This window comes from Pseudomonas fragariae (ex Marin et al. 2024) (assembly GCF_059621105.1).
In genome coordinates, this window is the sequence record NZ_CM184369.1 from 2534501 (window position 1) to 2550634 (window position 16134).

General features: G+C 60.1%; 16 protein-coding genes. 8 read left to right on the forward strand and 8 right to left on the reverse strand.

Going from position 1 to position 16134, the window contains the following annotated elements; genetic code table 11:
• Positions 1–180: 180 nt before the first annotated feature.
• The 7 genes from AC54XV_RS11240 to AC54XV_RS11270 form a co-directional block, all read right to left on the reverse strand.
• Positions 181–3261, reverse strand: a complete 3081-nt coding sequence (locus AC54XV_RS11240) for a transporter substrate-binding domain-containing protein (RefSeq protein WP_496718663.1) — start codon at positions 3259–3261, stop codon at positions 181–183.
• Between the two features lie 8 nt (positions 3262–3269).
• Positions 3270–3896: a response regulator transcription factor gene (locus tag AC54XV_RS11245; RefSeq protein ID WP_004408514.1), complete on the reverse strand. Its 627-nt coding sequence runs from the start codon at positions 3894–3896 to the stop codon at positions 3270–3272.
• Between the two features lie 357 nt (positions 3897–4253).
• Positions 4254–4646 carry a response regulator gene (locus AC54XV_RS11250; RefSeq protein ID WP_004408512.1) on the reverse strand — a complete coding sequence of 131 codons (393 nt, stop codon included), beginning with the start codon at positions 4644–4646 and terminating at the stop codon, positions 4254–4256.
• Between the two features lie 249 nt (positions 4647–4895).
• A complete protein-coding gene (locus tag AC54XV_RS11255; RefSeq protein ID WP_057458264.1) occupies positions 4896–6227 on the reverse strand; it encodes a deoxyguanosinetriphosphate triphosphohydrolase in 1332 nt (443 codons plus the stop codon).
• 179 nt (positions 6228–6406) lie between these two features.
• A complete protein-coding gene (locus AC54XV_RS11260; protein WP_004408508.1) occupies positions 6407–6763 on the reverse strand; it encodes a hypothetical protein in 357 nt (118 codons plus the stop codon).
• A complete protein-coding gene (locus tag AC54XV_RS11265; RefSeq protein ID WP_002553117.1) occupies positions 6760–7152 on the reverse strand; it encodes a phage holin family protein in 393 nt (130 codons plus the stop codon). Before AC54XV_RS11265 ends, AC54XV_RS11260 begins: the two co-directional genes overlap by 4 nt.
• Before the next feature lie 4 nt (positions 7153–7156).
• Complete coding sequence (locus tag AC54XV_RS11270; RefSeq protein WP_003315618.1) at positions 7157–7471, reverse strand: ElaB/YgaM/YqjD family protein; 315 nt, start codon at positions 7469–7471, stop codon at positions 7157–7159.
• A gap of 247 nt (positions 7472–7718) precedes the next feature.
• On the opposite strand from AC54XV_RS11270, the gene AC54XV_RS11275 reads away from it, so the two are divergent.
• From AC54XV_RS11275 to pcaC, 8 genes are all read left to right on the forward strand, one after another.
• A complete protein-coding gene (locus AC54XV_RS11275) occupies positions 7719–8789 on the forward strand; it encodes an acyltransferase family protein (protein WP_058398725.1) in 1071 nt (356 codons plus the stop codon).
• Between the two features lie 57 nt (positions 8790–8846).
• Positions 8847–9089 (forward strand): glutaredoxin family protein, encoded by a 243-nt coding sequence (locus AC54XV_RS11280; RefSeq protein ID WP_003315616.1) that lies wholly within the window; start codon positions 8847–8849, stop codon positions 9087–9089.
• Between the two features lie 52 nt (positions 9090–9141).
• Complete coding sequence (gene pcaQ / locus AC54XV_RS11285) at positions 9142–10062, forward strand: pca operon transcription factor PcaQ (RefSeq protein WP_011267444.1); 921 nt, start codon at positions 9142–9144, stop codon at positions 10060–10062.
• A 141-nt stretch (positions 10063–10203) separates the two neighbouring features.
• Positions 10204–10923 (forward strand): protocatechuate 3,4-dioxygenase subunit beta, encoded by a 720-nt coding sequence (gene pcaH / locus AC54XV_RS11290; protein WP_003366939.1) that lies wholly within the window; start codon positions 10204–10206, stop codon positions 10921–10923.
• 11 nt (positions 10924–10934) lie between these two features.
• A complete protein-coding gene (gene pcaG / locus AC54XV_RS11295) occupies positions 10935–11537 on the forward strand; it encodes a protocatechuate 3,4-dioxygenase subunit alpha (RefSeq protein ID WP_011267445.1) in 603 nt (200 codons plus the stop codon).
• Between the two features lie 87 nt (positions 11538–11624).
• Positions 11625–12974 carry a 4-hydroxybenzoate transporter PcaK gene (gene pcaK / locus AC54XV_RS11300; protein ID WP_058398726.1) on the forward strand — a complete coding sequence of 450 codons (1350 nt, stop codon included), beginning with the start codon at positions 11625–11627 and terminating at the stop codon, positions 12972–12974.
• Between the two features lie 24 nt (positions 12975–12998).
• Positions 12999–14360: a 3-carboxy-cis,cis-muconate cycloisomerase gene (locus tag AC54XV_RS11305; protein WP_024642884.1), complete on the forward strand. Its 1362-nt coding sequence runs from the start codon at positions 12999–13001 to the stop codon at positions 14358–14360.
• Positions 14357–14755, forward strand: coding sequence for a 4-carboxymuconolactone decarboxylase (gene pcaC / locus AC54XV_RS11310; protein ID WP_003315610.1), 399 nt, complete (start codon positions 14357–14359; stop codon positions 14753–14755). The genes AC54XV_RS11305 and pcaC overlap by 4 nt, the downstream gene beginning before the upstream one ends.
• Positions 14756–14813: 58 nt before the next feature.
• Here the strand turns inward: pcaC and AC54XV_RS11315 are convergent, their stop codons facing one another.
• Positions 14814–16070, reverse strand: coding sequence for an OprD family porin (locus AC54XV_RS11315; RefSeq protein WP_011267448.1), 1257 nt, complete (start codon positions 16068–16070; stop codon positions 14814–14816).
• Positions 16071–16134 lie beyond the last annotated feature (64 nt).

The following is a 16134-nucleotide window of genomic DNA, read 5'->3' on the forward strand; positions in this document are numbered from 1 at the left end:
TTGAGTCTTTCAGATTTGGGGAGTGGTGTTCGTCGGCAGGACGCCGGGGGAGGGACAGTTGCGTGCGCTTTCCTTCTAAATCTTCCCCAAAACGCAACCATAAACATCTGATTTCATTGGGATAGGAAAGTTGGGAAAGCACGGTTAAAAATATAGCGTTTTTCGATTTAACTGTTTGATTTAAAAAGGATATTTGGGATTTATTGGGGCATTCCAATCGGCGACGACCAGATCGAAGGCATCGTTTTTCCAGCGATCGAGCCCTTGCGCGCCGTTTTCGGCCATTTCGCAGTGATGGCCGAGAAACCTCAGTTGCTGGCAAAGCAGCAGTCGATTGGCAGGATGATCGTCGACGATCAGGATTCTGAGGGTCTGATGAACGACGGCTGCCGGTTGCGCAACGACGGGCTGCCCGGTCAGCGGTTCAAGTGTGGTCAGCACCAGGTTCATGCTGATCCGGGTGCCGTGCCCTGGCGTGCTGTCGAGCGAAAGGTTGCCGCCCATCATCATGCACAGGCTGCGGCAGATCACCAGCCCGAGTCCGGCGCCGGTACGCGCCATTTGTCCGGTGTTATCGGCCTGGGCGAACGGCTCGAACAAACGTTGCTGGTCTTCGACACTGATGCCGATGCCGCTGTCCTGAACGGTGATGTGCAGATGCAGCAGTTGCGGGTCCGGACTTTCGGCTGCCAGCAGTACGACCTTGATCCGCCCCATCGGGGTGAACTTGATGGCGTTGCTGACCAGATTGGACAGTATCTGTTTGAAGCGCAACGGGTCGATCAGTACGTCGGCGTTGATCCTGCTGTCCAGTTCGAGCACCAGCTCGAGGTCCTTCTGCCGCGCCAGACCGTCGAATACCCGGAGCACCGCCTCCACCAGCCGACGCAGATTCGCACGCTCGGGGTTGAGTGACAGCCGCCCGGATTCGATGCGGGCGATGTCGAGGATGTCGCCGATCAGGTCCAGCAGGTCATTGGCCGAACTGTAGGCGACTTCGATGGCGGAGCGATCCAGTTCGCCATGATCGGCACGTTTGAGCGCCAGTTCCAGCATGCCGATCACCGCATTCATGGGCGTGCGGATTTCATGGCTCATGGTGGCCAGGAAGGTGCTCTTGGCCCGGCTGGCGGCGTCGGCCTGTTCCTTGGCAGCCTGCAAGTCTTCGATGAGCTGGCGACGCTCGCTGATGTCGATCCAGCCGCCGATGATGCCCTGTACTTCGCCCAGAGAGTCACGAAACGGCAGGATCCAGTGGTAGATGGTCAGCCGTCGATCGCCAATGCGCAGAGGGCGGTCGAGGATCAGCGCGGTATTGCTGGCCATGACCCGCTGATAGTCGGCAGCGTATTCCCGGGCTTCGAAGGCATTGCCCAGTACCCCTTCGGTAGCGCTCTTGCCGATGATGTCTTCCCGTTTCGCGGAGAACACCCTGAGGTAGCTGTCATTGCACATGCGCAGCATACCTTCGCGATCCCGAACATAGATCGGATGCGGCGTACCCTCGACCAGGGCGCGCATGAATTCGAACTGATCGCCCAGCGCCCGCTCCGCAGCTTCGCGCTGACGTATCTGCCGCCGCATCCACGCATTCCAGGCCAGCAGGCCCAGCAGCAACAGGCCTGCACCCACCACAATCTGATAGATCAGCCGTTCATAGTCGTGCCAGTTGGCGCGTGAAGGGGTATAGACGCGCCAGCGGTTGTTGATCGCTGCCAGATCCTGCGGCGCGATGCTCGCCAGCGCCTTGTCGAGAATCGAGCTCAGCTCGATGGCGTTGCGTGAGGTCGCCATGGAAATCAGCGCCGGATCCTCGCCGACGGTGGCGGTCATCTGCAAACGCTCCTCGAAGATCCCGGACGACAGGAAATAGTCTGCGCTGAGCAGCGAGATGACCGCACCTTCCGCTCTGCCCAGTGACAACATGTCCAGCGCCTGGAACGGGTTGTCGATTTCCAGCGGCACCACCCTGGGGTATTTGCGGCTTAGCCAGTCGAGCACCGGGCTGCCCTGGGTAATTGCCAGACGCTTGCCGTCCATCTGCTCCAGATAGCTGGGGGCGCCCGGTTCCTTGCGGGTGACCAGCACGAACGAATTGTCGATGTAGGGACGGGTGAAGCTCAATCGGTCCTCGCGTGCATCACTGGACACCAGCGCACCGATCATGTCTGCCTGGCCTTCGCTGACCTGATTCAACATGTCGGTCAGGCTGGGCGAGCGTTTGACGTCGAACCTGAGCCCGGTACGCAGACGTACCAGTTCGAGCAAGTCTGCGGTGATGCCGCGAAAGTTCCCCTTGGCATCGAAGAATGTCAGCGGTGCATACGCTTCGTTGACGACTACGCGCACGGTAGGGTGCTGAGCGATCCAGCGCTCCTCGCGTTGCGTCAGTTGCAGCTTCTGGTCGGTGAGCATCAAGTCGCTGCCCGTGCTCCAGCGTCTGGAGATATTGACGCGTTCATCAACCGGGATCGCCTTAAGCGTCTGATTGATGATGCCCAGCAGTTGCGGGTTTTCACTGCTGACCGCGAAGCTGAAGCCGTTGGGCTCGTGCTTGCCGAAATTCGACATCTGCACGTTGTTCAGATACCCCTTATTGATGATGTATTGGGTGGAAATCGTATCGCCCAGGAACACATCCGCCTGATTGAAGGCGACTGCATTGATGGCGTTCTGAAAAGAGGGATAGGTCTTCAGTGTCGCGCCGGGATAGGACGCTTCGACCTCGGCAGGCGGCAGGTAGTGATAGACCATGCTCAGCCGCATGCCTTTCAGGCCCTCGTTCAGGGGGCGGTTGTCTCCGACCCGGGTGACCAGGACGGGCTGGTCCACCGAGTAGGGCTGTGAAAGCCTGATGGTGCGATCGACTGCTTCAAAACCGTTTGCGGTGCCCAGCAGATCGATCTGGCCTGCGCCGAGGGCCTTGATTGCAGCATCACGGGTTTCGAAACGCTGAACCCTGATCGGCAGGTCCAGCGCATCCGAGATGATCCCTGCGTAATCGGCAGTGATGCCTTCGTAATCGTTACCCGACATCGTGATATCGAAGGGTGGGTAATCAGGGTTGGAGGTGCCGAGAATCAGTTCGCGTTGCCCGCGCACCCACTGCCACTGGTTATTGTCCAGTTTCACGTCCATGTGCGCCGGACTCGAGCGACCGAGCAGGGTATAGTGATCGGCCGCATGAACACCGGCCTCAGCACCCCAGCCTATGCACAGGCTTGTGGCCAGTATTAATAATTGTCTGAAGCGCTTGGACATCCGTTTTCTCACACTAGCGCGTTGCGTTTTGCCATCTCGATAAGTTCTACCAAGGTTCTGGTTTTCAGTTTTTGCATAAGCCGCGTTTTGTAAGTACTGACGGTTTTGTTACTGAGAAACATGCCCTTGGCTATTTCCTTGTTGGAACGGCCCTGGGCAAATAACTGCAATACCATCAGTTCACGGTCATTGACCAACTTGAACAGCTCCAGCTCGTCGGTCTGGCCATCTTCACGAACTGCGCACGTCAACGCCTGACTGGGAAAGTAATTGTAGCCGGATAATACCGCTTTCACCGAACTGAGCAGTTCACTGAGGTCTTCCTGTTTGCACACATAACCCGAGGCGCCCGATTGCATGCAGCGAATGGCAAACAGGTTGGGGGTCTGCGACGTCAGCACCAGAATCTTGGAGGGCAGCCCCATCGTATTGAAGCGGGCCAGCACCTCGAGGCCGTCGAGCTTGGGAATGCTGATGTCGAGGATGATCAGGTCGGGCATGCACTCACGCACCATTTGCATGGCGTCGACACCGTTATCGGTCTCGCCGACCACCTCATAATTTTCGTTCTCCAGAAGCATTCTTACCGCCATCCGGATGACCGGATGGTCGTCGATGATAAAAACTGAGTTCATATTCCATTCCATAACAAGCAGTGAAGAAAGCGCGCACCTTAGCTCAGATGTTCGGGCAGGCACATAAAGAGACTTGCTCGGCAGGCATATATAGGAAAAGTCCTACAAAAATTAGCGTATCGGAGTACGTAAAAGCCTACGTAGAACATAAGTGTGTTTAAACGTTAACGCTTATTTCAATGTGTGTTTGGCGAGTGCTGCCCCGAATGTTTATTACTTTCTGGAATCATCATTCATGTTGACTGATGATTTCCTACGGGTCTGAACGTCGAATTAATCAATCCAGTTTGCCGGCGTCTGGCATGTACCTGTTTTTGCCCGGCATATTTGAAGCCGAATAAAGCCGGCTGGCCGACGTCAGTCAACGAGGTTCCCCAGCAGGCGGCTGAGGTCGGGCCCGTGCAGGGGTTTGCTCAGGCAACCGAGCAGGGGGAGATCGCGCTGCAGGGCGAGTTGCTGCAGGTTTTCAAGCTGTGTATCAGGCAAGCCGCTGAGCAGAATGGCCTGGCGCAGCCAGCCGTGTCGGGCGGCCTCGTCGATCAGGTCGAGGCCTGACATGTCCGGCAGGCACTGATCGCACAGCACAAGCCCGTAGGGTTCCGCGCTGCGTTGCATGGCGGCCATGGCCTCGGCCGCCGTCAGCACGGGAGTCAGCAGGAAGTAGCCATGGTTGTTGAGCAGCACCTGAGTGGCGATCAGTTGAAACGGGTGATCTTCCACCAGAAGGATGCGCAGGCTATGTGTGGACATGAGCGTTCCGGAAAGGCCCTGGCGAAGCGTTCAGGCATCGGCAGGCGGCGTGCGGACCCGTGAGTATCGCAGGCGGATGGATGATGTGCCGGATGGCAGTTGAAGTGGCTGGAATTATTGAGGGATGCAAGAAAAGCTGCGATAGGACCCGTCTGACATGCATGTAGGGCCTGTCTGAGTTTTGCGAGGCAATCAGTCTGACCAGCCTTTTGCCTGCACCCATTCAGGCAGCGGGCTGGTCGATGGAAGCTATATCTGTCCGGAGCGGCCGGTCATTTCCCGGGCCATTTCGCTGGCGTAGCTGTCGGTCATCCCGGCGATGAAATCGATCATGCGCAGGAACGAGGCATGCAGCGGTGCCTTGGGATCGGGCGCGCTGTTACCCAGCAAGTCGAGGATGCGTCGATGCTTGAACGAGGGTGTCCTGCCGCCAAACTGTTCGACGGCCGCGCCGCAGAACGCGTTGAGGAGGATTTCCAGCGTGGTGTAGGCACCGATTTCATGCAGTGTCTTGCGCTTGTCCTGAAAGATTTTCTTGCGCGCCATGTCCTTGGCGTTGAGCACACAGCGTTTGGCCGGACCGTGCATGTGCTCGACCAGGTCTCCAGGCAGGGTGCCGGCCAGCAAGGCGTCCTGCTGCTCGACGAAGGCTCTGGCGGCCGCGTTGGTCAAGTGCTCGATAGCCTTGCCACGCAGGATTGCCAGTTTGCGCCGTCGTGAGTCGCCCGGGCCCAACTGTCGGTAGGTTTCCGGCAGATCATCGCCGACCAGCCCGAGCAAAAGCGATTCCACTTCCGCGTAATTGAGCAGGTCCATCTCCAGACCGTCTTCCAGATCGATCAGGGCGTAACAGATGTCGTCGGCGGCTTCCATCAGATAAACCAGCGGATGACGCGCCCAGCGCTGATCTTCGAGCTGCGGCAAACCCAGCTTGCCGGCGATCTGCTCAAGGATTGGCAGTTCGCTCTGATAGCAGCCGAACTTGTGCTTCTTGTAGCCCAGCGAGTCCGCATGGCGGGCGGTCCACGGGTATTTGAGGTAAGTGCCCAATGTGGCGTAGGTCAGGCGGGTGCCGCCGTCGAACTGGTGGTATTCCAGCTGCGTCAGCACCCGGAACCCTTGGGCATTGCCTTCGAAATTGAGGAAGTCATTGCGCTCGGTCTCGCTCATCGCGTCGAGCCAGCCACGCCCGGCCGCCTGATTGAACCAGTTGCGAATCGCATCTTCGCCCGAGTGACCGAACGGCGGATTGCCGATGTCGTGCGCCAGACAGGCCGACTGCACGACCATGCCCAGGTCGCTCGGATCGCACCAGTCGGGCAGGGCAGAGCGCAGCGTTTCGCCGACGCGCATCCCCAGCGAGCGGCCGACACAACTGACTTCCAGCGAATGGGTCAGGCGCGTATGGATATGATCGTTGCTGGACACCGGATGCACCTGGGTCTTGCGTCCCAGGCGGCGGAAGGCCCCGGAAAAGATGATCCGGTCATGGTCCTTGTGAAACGGACTGCGCCCCAGTTCCTCGGGGCTGTGCAGGGTCTTGCCCAGTCGTTCGCGGTTAAGCAGTGTTTGCCAATCCAATGCGTTCACTCCGTCAATAATAGGGGCGTAGCTTCCCGGTTCGACACGCCTGCCGCAAGGGCCGCATTGATGAAATCAGGCCCCGTAGAAAAACAAATGCCTGCTCCGGAATACCGGAGCAGGCATTTACATTCAGGCCGGGAGATTCGAGCCTGGGTCACGCGAGACGCAGGGTGCAATCAGACTTTGCGATTGCGATTCTGCAGGGTGCGTGCTTGCATGGCGACCTTGACCAGGGGCGTCAAGGTGATGCCCAGCTTCAACAGGCGTCCCAGCAGGCTGGTACGTCCGGTTTTGGCACGTTTACCGCTCAGGAAGCCCAGCAGGGCCACCGAGCCCACGCCCCAGAGCGGCGCGTGGCGAAAGCCCAGCGCGCTTTTCCAGTCATGGCGGATGCCGCGAAAGCGTTGCAACGGCTGCATCAGTTGCGTCGATTCGTGGCGAATTTCCTGGCGGTGCATTTCCATGCGCAAGCGAATCAATGCCTTGCGCAGTTCTCGACGGGTATTGCTCTGGTGCGACTTGGGTTCACTCATGGCATCAATCGCTCACGGTCATTGGCCAGTTCTTCGAGGGTCGCATGGAAAGGCGAGGACTCGTCGAAGATCGCTGCCTTGAGGCGCAATCCACAGAAGATCGCGGCCAGCAGGTAAAACGTACACAGGCCGACGATGCCCGCCAGACGATAGCTGTCCCACAGAACGATCAGCAGCAAGGCCGAGAGCCCGGTGAGCAGCAGCAGGCCGAAAACCAGGGCCAGACCGGCGAACAGCAGCAGGCTGACGGTTCGCGCTTTCTGTTCCTGCAATTCGATGCCGAACAGCTCGACGTGAGTGTGCAACAGGCCAAGGAATGCAGCGCCCAGGCGCCGCGGTGAAGAGCCCGGAGTTCCCTCGGGCGGTGCTGATTCCGTTCCCAGAGTCATGATGTTAGCGCCTTGTAGCCAGCAGACCGATCAGAAAGCCGACACCTGCGGCGATACCGACGGACTGCCAGGGGTTGTTCTGAACGTAATCTTCGGTGGCGACCACTGCGGCTTCGCCGCGCTCGCGCAGCGAGTCTTCGGTGGTCTTCAGGGTTTCCTTGGCACGCAGCAGACTTTCACGGATCTGGGCGCGCAGTTCATCGGCCTGATCACCCGCCAGAGAGGCGGTATGCGCCAGCAATTTCTCAGTGTCGGCAACCAGTACCTGGAAGTCGGCTCTCAGGATTTCCTGAGCATTCTGTGCAGTTTCGCGGGCCATGATGTTCTCCGTTTGGTGGGCGTATGAATGTTTCGAGTACAGGTGATTCCTGAAGGTTCACTTCGATTGCCGTATCGTGTTCGATCAGGCTTTACGCTGCCGCTGCACCTTACTCCAAAACTATCTGCCAGGAAAAACCGCAAGCACTGGAAGATTGGGGTTCCGTATTTCTGGCCATTGGCTATGCTCCACACGCGTGACCACGGGATGGCCTGGCGCGCGCGACATCCGTTGAATGGAGAGAGGCATGGAGCGGCTGTATTCCCTGCAGGGGCTCAGGGGCGTAGCGGTCCTTGGCGTTGTGTTGTTTCACATGATGTCGGTAGAGAGCAAGTTTTCCGGTGGCGATATCCTTCTGCCGCCCTGGCTCGATTTTTTTCAGCTGGGCGTCGATCTGTTTTTCGTCATCAGCGGATTCGTCATGGTGATTGTCAGCCGTGGACGTTTTCAGAGCGCAATCGAGGCTCAGCGCTTTCTGTTCAATCGAGTATCGCGGATCTATCCCACGTACTGGCTGTACTTTTTCATCACCCTGGCGGTTTATCTGGTGCAGCCGGGCATGGTCAACAGCGGGCATGGCTCGTCCAACCTGATCATGTCGTTCCTGTTGTTGCCCAACGACAAGGTGCTGCTGGTGATGGTCGCCTGGTCGCTGCTGTTCGAGTTGTGGTTCTACGTGGTGTTCTCCGGCTTCCTGCTGTTTCGCGAGCGCAGTCTGCCGTTTCTGCTTGGCGGCTGGGGCGTGATCATCGTGGTGTTCAATACGCTGGCAGACTGGCAGGACTATTCCTCGGCAGTGAAGATCATCCTGCATCCCTATGCCCTCGAGTTCATGCTGGGCGCCGCGCTGGCCCTGTTCTTTTACGGTCGCCACAGTGCCCGCGTACCGACGGCTGCGGTCTGGTTACTGCTCGGTGTCGCGCTGTTGGCGGCGGTGCCCCTGATCGGCTATTACCGGTTGTATGAAAGTCAGGGCCTGCTGCGCATGCTCATGGTCGGGGGCTCGTTCGGCGTGCTGGTCCTGACGCTGGCCTTGCTCGAACGACGCCGACACCTGCTGGTGCCCGGGTTTCTGGTTGCCGTGGGCGATATGTCCTACACGATCTATCTGTCTCATCTGCTGGTGCTGGGGGTGATCGGCAGGGTCTGGAGCCTGGTGGGGGCCTGGCCCGAAAGCTATCTGGACAACCTGTTTTTCGCGCTGCTGATGCTGGCTGCGGCGGTGTGCTATGGCTGGGTAGGTTATCGTTACTTCGAGAAACCGGTACTGGACCGCGCCAACGCATTCAGCAAGGCGCATTTCCGGGTGTCGACGTGATCCCGGTGCGCGCCTAGAATAATTTCCGCTCACCGAGGATTCGCCGAGGATTGACTCATGCCCCCCGAATGCCAGCTGTTCAGCACCCTGGGATGTCCGCTGTGCGAGGTTGCCGAAGCGGTTTTACTGCCGTTTGCCATTGAGCACGGCCTGCTGGTTGAGCTGGTCGACATCTGCGAGGATGAGCAACTGCTTGAACGCTACGAGTTGCGCGTTCCTGTGTTGCGTCGAGTCGACACCGGTGACGAGCTGGACTGGCCATTTGACGCGCCTCAAGTGGCGTCGTTTCTGAGTCGCTGAGCTGTCTTGTCGTTGAGTTGCATTCCCTTTCATTTACCGGACACGACGCGCAGTGAATATCGATACACGCATCAAATTTCGCCATCTGGTCTGCTTTCTCGAAGTGGCCCGGCAGGGCAGTCTGGCGCGTGCCTCCGACGTTCTGGCGATCAGTCAGCCTGCGTTGTCGAAAAGTCTCAAAGAGCTGGAAACCCTGCTCGACACCACGTTGTTCGTGCGCAGCAAGAGCGGTGCGGCACTTACCGAAGCGGGTGTGGCGTTCATGCGCTTTGCCGGGCCGAGCGTTCAGGCCCTGCGCGAGGGTGTCAGCAGCCTGAGATCCGGTGAACATGACACCGTTACTGCACGGCTGGGCGTACTGTCGACGGCCGAAAGCCTGCTGGTGCCTGAGGTCGTTCATCGCCTGCACCAGCGGCACCCGGCGCTGATCGTCAGCGTGATGACCGGGCCCAGTGCCTATCTGCTGTCGCAATTGAGGGTAGGGGAGCTGGATCTGGTGGTCGGGCGCATGACTGACAGCCCGCAGATTCAGGGCCTGACGTTCGAGCACCTGTACAACGAGTCGATGACACTGGTGGTGCGCAGCGATCACCCGCTGCTGGCTGCGCCGCTCAAGCCCGAAAGCCTGGAGCAATTCCCGCTGGTGTTGCCGCTGGCAGGCACGACCATCCGCAAGTTTGCCGACAGCCTGTTCGTGCAGTGCGGTATTCGCATGCCGCGGCAACGCCTGGAAACCCTCTCGCTTACCCTCAGTCGGCGCTATGTGCAATGCAGCGATGCGGTGTGGATCGCGCCACTGGATGCCGTGTCGCTGGAGTTGAAAGGTGGCACGCTGGTCGAACTGGACATGGGTATTCGTGAGCCGGGCGGCTCGGTCGGTTTGTGCAGCAACCCGGCCTTGCCACTCACACGCGCAGCACAGTGGTGCGTGGACGAGCTGCGCAGTCTTGGAGAAGCCTGTCGCAAAGTCTAGCATCCATAACCAAATGGTTATGGATCATGGGGTTTATTTCAGTTCTCTATAAGCATGGATCGCGCGACACTTCGCCGCAGCCTGTAGCGCATGTGATCGACGCCTGCGCGCCCCATAAGAAAGAAAAAAGAGGAGAACGCCATGTCTGCCGCGGACAACAGTCGCTTCGTCATTCGTGACCGAAACTGGCATCCAAAAGCGCTCACACCTGATTACAAGACCTCGATCCTGCGCTCGCCGCGCCAGGCGCTGGTCAGTATCCCGCAGTCCATTTCCGAAACCACCGGCCCGGATTTCTCGCATTTGAAATTCGGCCAGCACGATAACGACCTGCTGCTCAATTTCAACAACGGTGGGCTGCCCATCGGTGAGCGTATTCTGCTGGCCGGGCGGGTCTGCGATCAGTATGGAAAGCCGATCCCGCATACCCTGGTGGAGATCTGGCAGGCCAACGCCGGCGGGCGTTATCGCCACAAGCGCGATGCCTATCTGGCGCCCATCGATCCCAATTTCGGCGGCGTCGGACGTGCGTTGACCGACAGCGAAGGCAATTACAGCTTCCGTACCGTCAAGCCAGGGCCTTACCCATGGCGCAACGGTCCCAACGACTGGCGCCCGGCACACATTCATGTGTCGATCAGCGGGCCGTCGATTGCCACACGGCTGATCACCCAGTTGTATTTCGAAGGCGATCCGCTGATTCCGATCTGCCCGATCGTCAAGGCCATCGCCAACCCGGACGCCGTGCAGAGCCTGATTGCCAGGCTCGACCTGGGCATGGGCAATCCAATGGATTGCCTGGCGTATCGCTTTGATATCGTGTTGCGCGGCCAGCGCAAGACTCACTTCGAAAACTGCTGAGGAGGCCCGACATGCCCGTTCAATTGCTGCAGGAAACCCCTTCGCAAACCGCTGGCCCCTACGTCCACATCGGTCTTGCACCGCAGGTGGCCGGCAACCCGACCCGCGAGCTGGAAATCTGGAACGAGATGGCCAGGCCCGAGGCGCCCGGCGAGCACATCGTGTTGCTGGGCAACGTCTTCGACGGCAACGGCCATCTGATCCGCGATGCCTACCTGGAATTCTGGCAGGCGGATCATCAGGGCGCGTATCACAGCGAATTCCACCCGGACAGGCCGTTCAACGGCTTTGGTCGCACGGCAACCGCGGACGATGGCCAGTGGATCCTGAAGACCATCAAGCCAGGCTCTGCGCGCAATGCGGCGGGTGTGCCGATGGCGGCGCACATCAATGTTTCGCTGTTTGCGCGTGGCATCAATATTCATCTGCAGACGCGGTTGTATTTCGACGACGAAGCCCAGGCGAATGCGCAGGACCCGGTGCTCAATCTGATCGAGCAGCCCCCGCGTCGCGAAACCCTGGTGGCGCGCCGCTGCACGTACGAGGGGCAGACGGCCTATCGTTTTGATATCCGTGTGCAGGGTGAAGGCGAGACAGTGTTCTTCGATTTCTGAATCGCTTGTCGATTGCGAAATCAATGTGCGTGCGATTCAAGGCGCCTGCATCGGCAGGCGACCCTATAAAAATAAAAGGACACCTCCATGACGCTTTCCGCCGGCAGCCCCACGCCGAGTACGCTCGACGTTCAGGCCTTCATCAATGCGCAGCCGCTATCCGGGTATCAATGGCGAGTGGTTGCGCTGTGTTTTCTGATCGTGTTTCTCGACGGCCTCGATACTGCTGCAATGGGCTTCATTGCCCCCGCGCTCAGCCAGGATTGGGGGATTGATCGGGCCAGTCTGGGGCCGGTGATGAGCGCTGCGCTGATCGGCATGGTGTTCGGCGCGCTGGGTTCCGGCCCGCTGGCGGACCGCTTCGGACGCAAGGTGGTGCTGGTGGTCGCGGTGCTGCTGTTCGGTCTATTCAGCCTGGCATCAGCCTACAGCAGCAACATCGATCAATTGCTGGTTCTGCGCCTGTTGACCGGGCTCGGGCTTGGCGCAGCGATGCCCAACGCCACCACGTTGCTGTCGGAATACACCCCCGAACGGCTCAAGTCGTTGCTGGTGACGAGCATGTTCTGCGGTTTCAATCTGGGCATGGCCTGCGGCGGTTTTGTGTCGGCCAAGCTGATCCCCAGCATGGGCTGGCACAGCCTGCTGATGCTGGGCGGTATCCTGCCCCTCCTGCTGGGGTTGGTGCTGATGGTCTGGCTGCCGGAGTCGGCGCGGTTTCTGGTGGTTCGCAATCGCGGTGCGGAGCGGATCCGCAAGGTACTGGCACCGATCGCGCCGAAGGCACTGGCCGGCATCACTGACTTCAGCGTTCCCGAACAGAAAACGGTCAGCAGCCGCAACGTGCTGAAAGTGATTTTTTCCGGCACCTACAGCGCCGGCACGCTGTTGCTGTGGCTGACGTATTTCATGGGCCTGGTCATCGTCTACCTGCTGACCAGCTGGCTGCCGACGCTGATGCGCGAGAGCGGCGCGAGCATGGAACAGTCGGCTTTCATCGGCGCGCTGTTTCAGTTCGGCGGCGTGTTGAGCGCTGTGGGCGTGGGCTGGGCGATGGATCGTTACAACCCGCACAAGGTCATTGGTTGTGCCTATGCGCTGGCGGGTGTGTTCGCCTGGCTGGTCGGGCAGAGTCTGGGTAACGTCGCGCTGTTGGCGACACTGGTGCTGCTGGCCGGTATGTGCATCAACGGCGCGCAGTCGGCGATGCCGTCACTGGCAGCGCGTTTTTACCCCACCCAGGGGCGTGCCACGGGGGTGTCGTGGATGCTCGGGATCGGCCGTTTCGGCGCCATTCTCGGCGCCTGGGCCGGTGCCACGCTGCTGGGCCTGGGCTGGACGTTCGAGCAGGTGCTGACCGCGCTGGTGATTCCGGCGGCGCTGGCCGCGATTGCGGTGCTGATCAAGGGCTGGGTCAGTCATTCGGACGCTACCTGAAACCTTTCAATCTGGAGTGGTGATGTGAACAGAGCGAGCAATCAACTTTTCGATGCCTACTTCATGCAACCCGAAATGCGCGAGATTTTTTCCGACGAAGGTCGGGTGCAGGGCATGCTCGATTTCGAGGCTGCGCTGGCGCGGGCGCAGGCACGGGTCGGCCTGATCCCGCCTGAAGTGGTCGCCGACATCGAGCTGAGCTGCGACGCACGGCTGTTCGATTTCGACGCGCTGGCAATCGCCATCGGCAGTGCCGGCAATTCGGCGATTCCGCTGGTCAAGGCGCTGGGCAAACAGATTGCCGCACGCAGTGCTGAAGCCGAGCGCTACGTGCACATGGGCGCGACCAGTCAGGATGTGATGGACAGCGGGCTGATCCTGCAACTGCGTCGAGCCATCGTGCTGCTTGAGCATGACCTTACCCGACTGGCCGATGCGATGGCTGAGCAGGCGCAGCATCATGCTGGCACGCCGCTGGCCGGACGCACCTGGCTGCAGCAGGCCACGCCGGTCACCCTGGGGATGAAAATCGCCGGCTGGCTGGGCGCGGTCACTCGCCATCGACAGCGTTTGAACGAGATCAAACCGCGCCTGCTGTGCCTGCAGTTCGGCGGCGCTTCCGGCAGCCTCGCGGCGCTGGGCGATCAGGCCTTTTCGGTGGCCGAAGCGCTGGCCGGTGAACTGCAGCTGGAGTTGCCCGAGCAGCCCTGGCACACCCAGCGCGACCGACTGGTGGAGTTTGCCAGCCTGCTGGGCCTGATCGCCGGCAGTCTCGGCAAACTCGGGCGCGACGTGAGCCTGCTGATGCAGACCGAAGTGGGCGAGGTCTTCGAGCCTTCGGCACCGGGCAAGGGCGGGTCTTCGACCATGCCGCACAAACGCAACCCGGTCGGCGCTGCGGTCATGATCAGCACTGCCACCCGCGCACCGGGGCTGGTGGCCACGATGCTGGCGGCCATGCCGCAGGAACATGAACGCAGTCTGGGCCTGTGGCATGCCGAGTGGGAGACCTTGCCGGAGCTGTGCTGTCTGGTCTCCGGTTCGCTGCAGCAGGCATTGCAGGTGATACCCGGTCTGCAGGTCGATGCCGAGCGCATGGCGGTCAATCTGCAATCCACCAAAGGCCTGGTTCTTGCCGAGGCAGTGAGCATTGCGCTGGCTCAGCGCATCGGGCGCGATGCAGCCCACCATCTGGTTGAACAGTGCTGCCGGCGTGCGGTGGAGCAGGGCGCGCATTTGCGTCAGGTGCTCGGCGAAACCCCGCAGGTCAGCGAGCAGTTTTCTTCTGACGAGCTGGATCGTCTGCTCGATCCGGCCCATTACCTTGGCCAGGCTCGCCATTGGGTCGAGCGCGCCGTGGCCGAACACACAAGGATTTCCCGATGACCGAAGACGAACGTTACGAAGCCGGCATGCAAGTGCGCCGCGCGGTGCTGGGCGACGCGCATGTCGATAACAGCCTGAGCAAACTGACGCCGTTCAATGAAGAATTCCAGGAGATGATCACCCGTCACGCCTGGGGTGATATCTGGACGCGTCCGGGGTTGCCGCGCCATACGCGCAGCCTGATCACCATCGCGATGCTGATCGGCATGAATCGCGAAGGCGAGTTGCGCCTGCACCTCAAGGCCGCGAAAAACAACGGGGTGACCCGTGAGGAAATCAAGGAAGTGCTGATGCAGAGCGCGATCTACTGCGGCATTCCAGCGGCCAATGCGACATTCCACCTGGCGGAGGCAGTGTGGGATGAAATGGGCGTGGAGTCATTGCAGGACAATTGAGAGCGCTGATCGAGAACGCCGCCGCAGCGCCCTCGGCCACGGCGGCGTCCTGTCTGGGTCAGAGCAGCGACAACGGGTAGCTGACGATCAGGCGGTTTTCGTCGAACTGGTTGGTGCTGTAGTCGCGACGCATGGTGGAGTTGCGCCATTTGACCGACAGGCTTTTGAACGCGCCGTTCTGGAACACATAAGCCAGCTCGGTTTCCCGTGCCCACTCTTCGCCGTCGGTGATGGCCCCGGTATGCACGTTGTCGCCGCTGATGTAGCGGTTCATCAGGGTCAGGCCGGGAACGCCCAGGGCTGCGAAGTCATAGTCGTGGCGCAGCTGCCAGGATTTTTCCCTGGCGTTGTCGAAGCTGGAGTTGTAACTGTCGTTGGCCAGGGTTCCGCCGCTGGTGCCGTTGACGCGCATCCAGGCGCTGTCGCCGCTGACTTTCTGCAGGCCCAGGTAAAAGGTGTTGCCACCGTGCCGTGCCGAAAGCAGCGCTGACCAGGTCTTGTTGTCCAGATCGCCGGCCAGCGACTGACCGTCGTCCTTGCCCTGGAAGTAGCCAAGGTTGGCCCCCAGCGTCCAGCTGCCCAGCGGCTGGCTGTGCAGCAGGTTGAAATATTGCTGGTGGTAGATGTCTTCAAGCTCGGCGTACCACACGCCGACCTGGGTGCGATTTTGGTTGAACACGTATTCGCCGCCGCCAAAGTTGAAGCGGTCGGAAGTGAACGCGGTGCGGCCATTCAGGGACATGTCTTCCATGCTGGCGTCGTTGCGCGGGCTGTTGCCACGGAACTGGCCACCGTAGAGGGTCAGGCCGTCGATCTCCTTGGAGGTGATCTGCCCGCCCTGAAAGGTTTGCGGCAGCGAGCGGCCGTCATCCGAGCGCAGGATCGGCAGCACTGGCATCCACTCGCCGACCTTCAATTCGGTCTTCGAGAAGCGCGCCTTGCCGGCCACCGCCAGTCGGCCGAAGTCGTCGGCCGGGCGTCCATCGCCATGGATGGGCAGCAATTGCGTACCGCCGGTACCCTTGCCGCCGTCGAGCTTGAGCGAGTAGAGGCCAAGCGCGTCGACACCGAAGCCGACGGTGCCCTGGGTGAAGCCGGAGCGGGCGTCGAGAATGAAGTTTTGCGTCCACTCCTCGGCGTAGTTCTGCGCGTTGGCCGGGTCGACGAAGTTGCGGTTGATGTAGAAGTTGCGTAGGTTCAGATTGACCTTGGCGTCTTCGACAAATCCGGCGCTGTGGCCGCTGATGGGCGCCAGACTTGCAGCGACGGCCGCCGACAGACCGCAAAGGAGTTTGCAGGGAGAATTCACGCGCATGGAACAGACCTTTTTTGTAGTTATTGAGTCGTTTAGCTGGCTGCGATAGTGAAATGCCGGAACG

Bases quoted from the DNA above. Each gene is read 5' to 3' on its own strand.
- AC54XV_RS11240 (WP_496718663.1), bottom strand. From the start codon at position 3,261: ATGTCCAAGCGCTTCAGACAATTATTAATACTGGCCACAAGCCTGTGC.
- AC54XV_RS11245 (WP_004408514.1), bottom strand. From the start codon at position 3,896: ATGAACTCAGTTTTTATCATCGACGACCATCCGGTCATCCGGATGGCG.
- AC54XV_RS11250 (WP_004408512.1), bottom strand. From the start codon at position 4,646: ATGTCCACACATAGCCTGCGCATCCTTCTGGTGGAAGATCACCCGTTT.
- AC54XV_RS11260 (WP_004408508.1), bottom strand. From the start codon at position 6,763: ATGAGTGAACCCAAGTCGCACCAGAGCAATACCCGTCGAGAACTGCGC.
- AC54XV_RS11265 (WP_002553117.1), bottom strand. From the start codon at position 7,152: ATGACTCTGGGAACGGAATCAGCACCGCCCGAGGGAACTCCGGGCTCT.
- AC54XV_RS11270 (WP_003315618.1), bottom strand. From the start codon at position 7,471: ATGGCCCGCGAAACTGCACAGAATGCTCAGGAAATCCTGAGAGCCGAC.
- AC54XV_RS11275 (WP_058398725.1), top strand. From the start codon at position 7,719: ATGGAGCGGCTGTATTCCCTGCAGGGGCTCAGGGGCGTAGCGGTCCTT.
- AC54XV_RS11280 (WP_003315616.1), top strand. From the start codon at position 8,847: ATGCCCCCCGAATGCCAGCTGTTCAGCACCCTGGGATGTCCGCTGTGC.
- pcaH (WP_003366939.1), top strand. From the start codon at position 10,204: ATGTCTGCCGCGGACAACAGTCGCTTCGTCATTCGTGACCGAAACTGG.
- pcaG (WP_011267445.1), top strand. From the start codon at position 10,935: ATGCCCGTTCAATTGCTGCAGGAAACCCCTTCGCAAACCGCTGGCCCC.
- pcaK (WP_058398726.1), top strand. From the start codon at position 11,625: ATGACGCTTTCCGCCGGCAGCCCCACGCCGAGTACGCTCGACGTTCAG.
- pcaC (WP_003315610.1), top strand. From the start codon at position 14,357: ATGACCGAAGACGAACGTTACGAAGCCGGCATGCAAGTGCGCCGCGCG.
- AC54XV_RS11315 (WP_011267448.1), bottom strand. From the start codon at position 16,070: ATGCGCGTGAATTCTCCCTGCAAACTCCTTTGCGGTCTGTCGGCGGCC.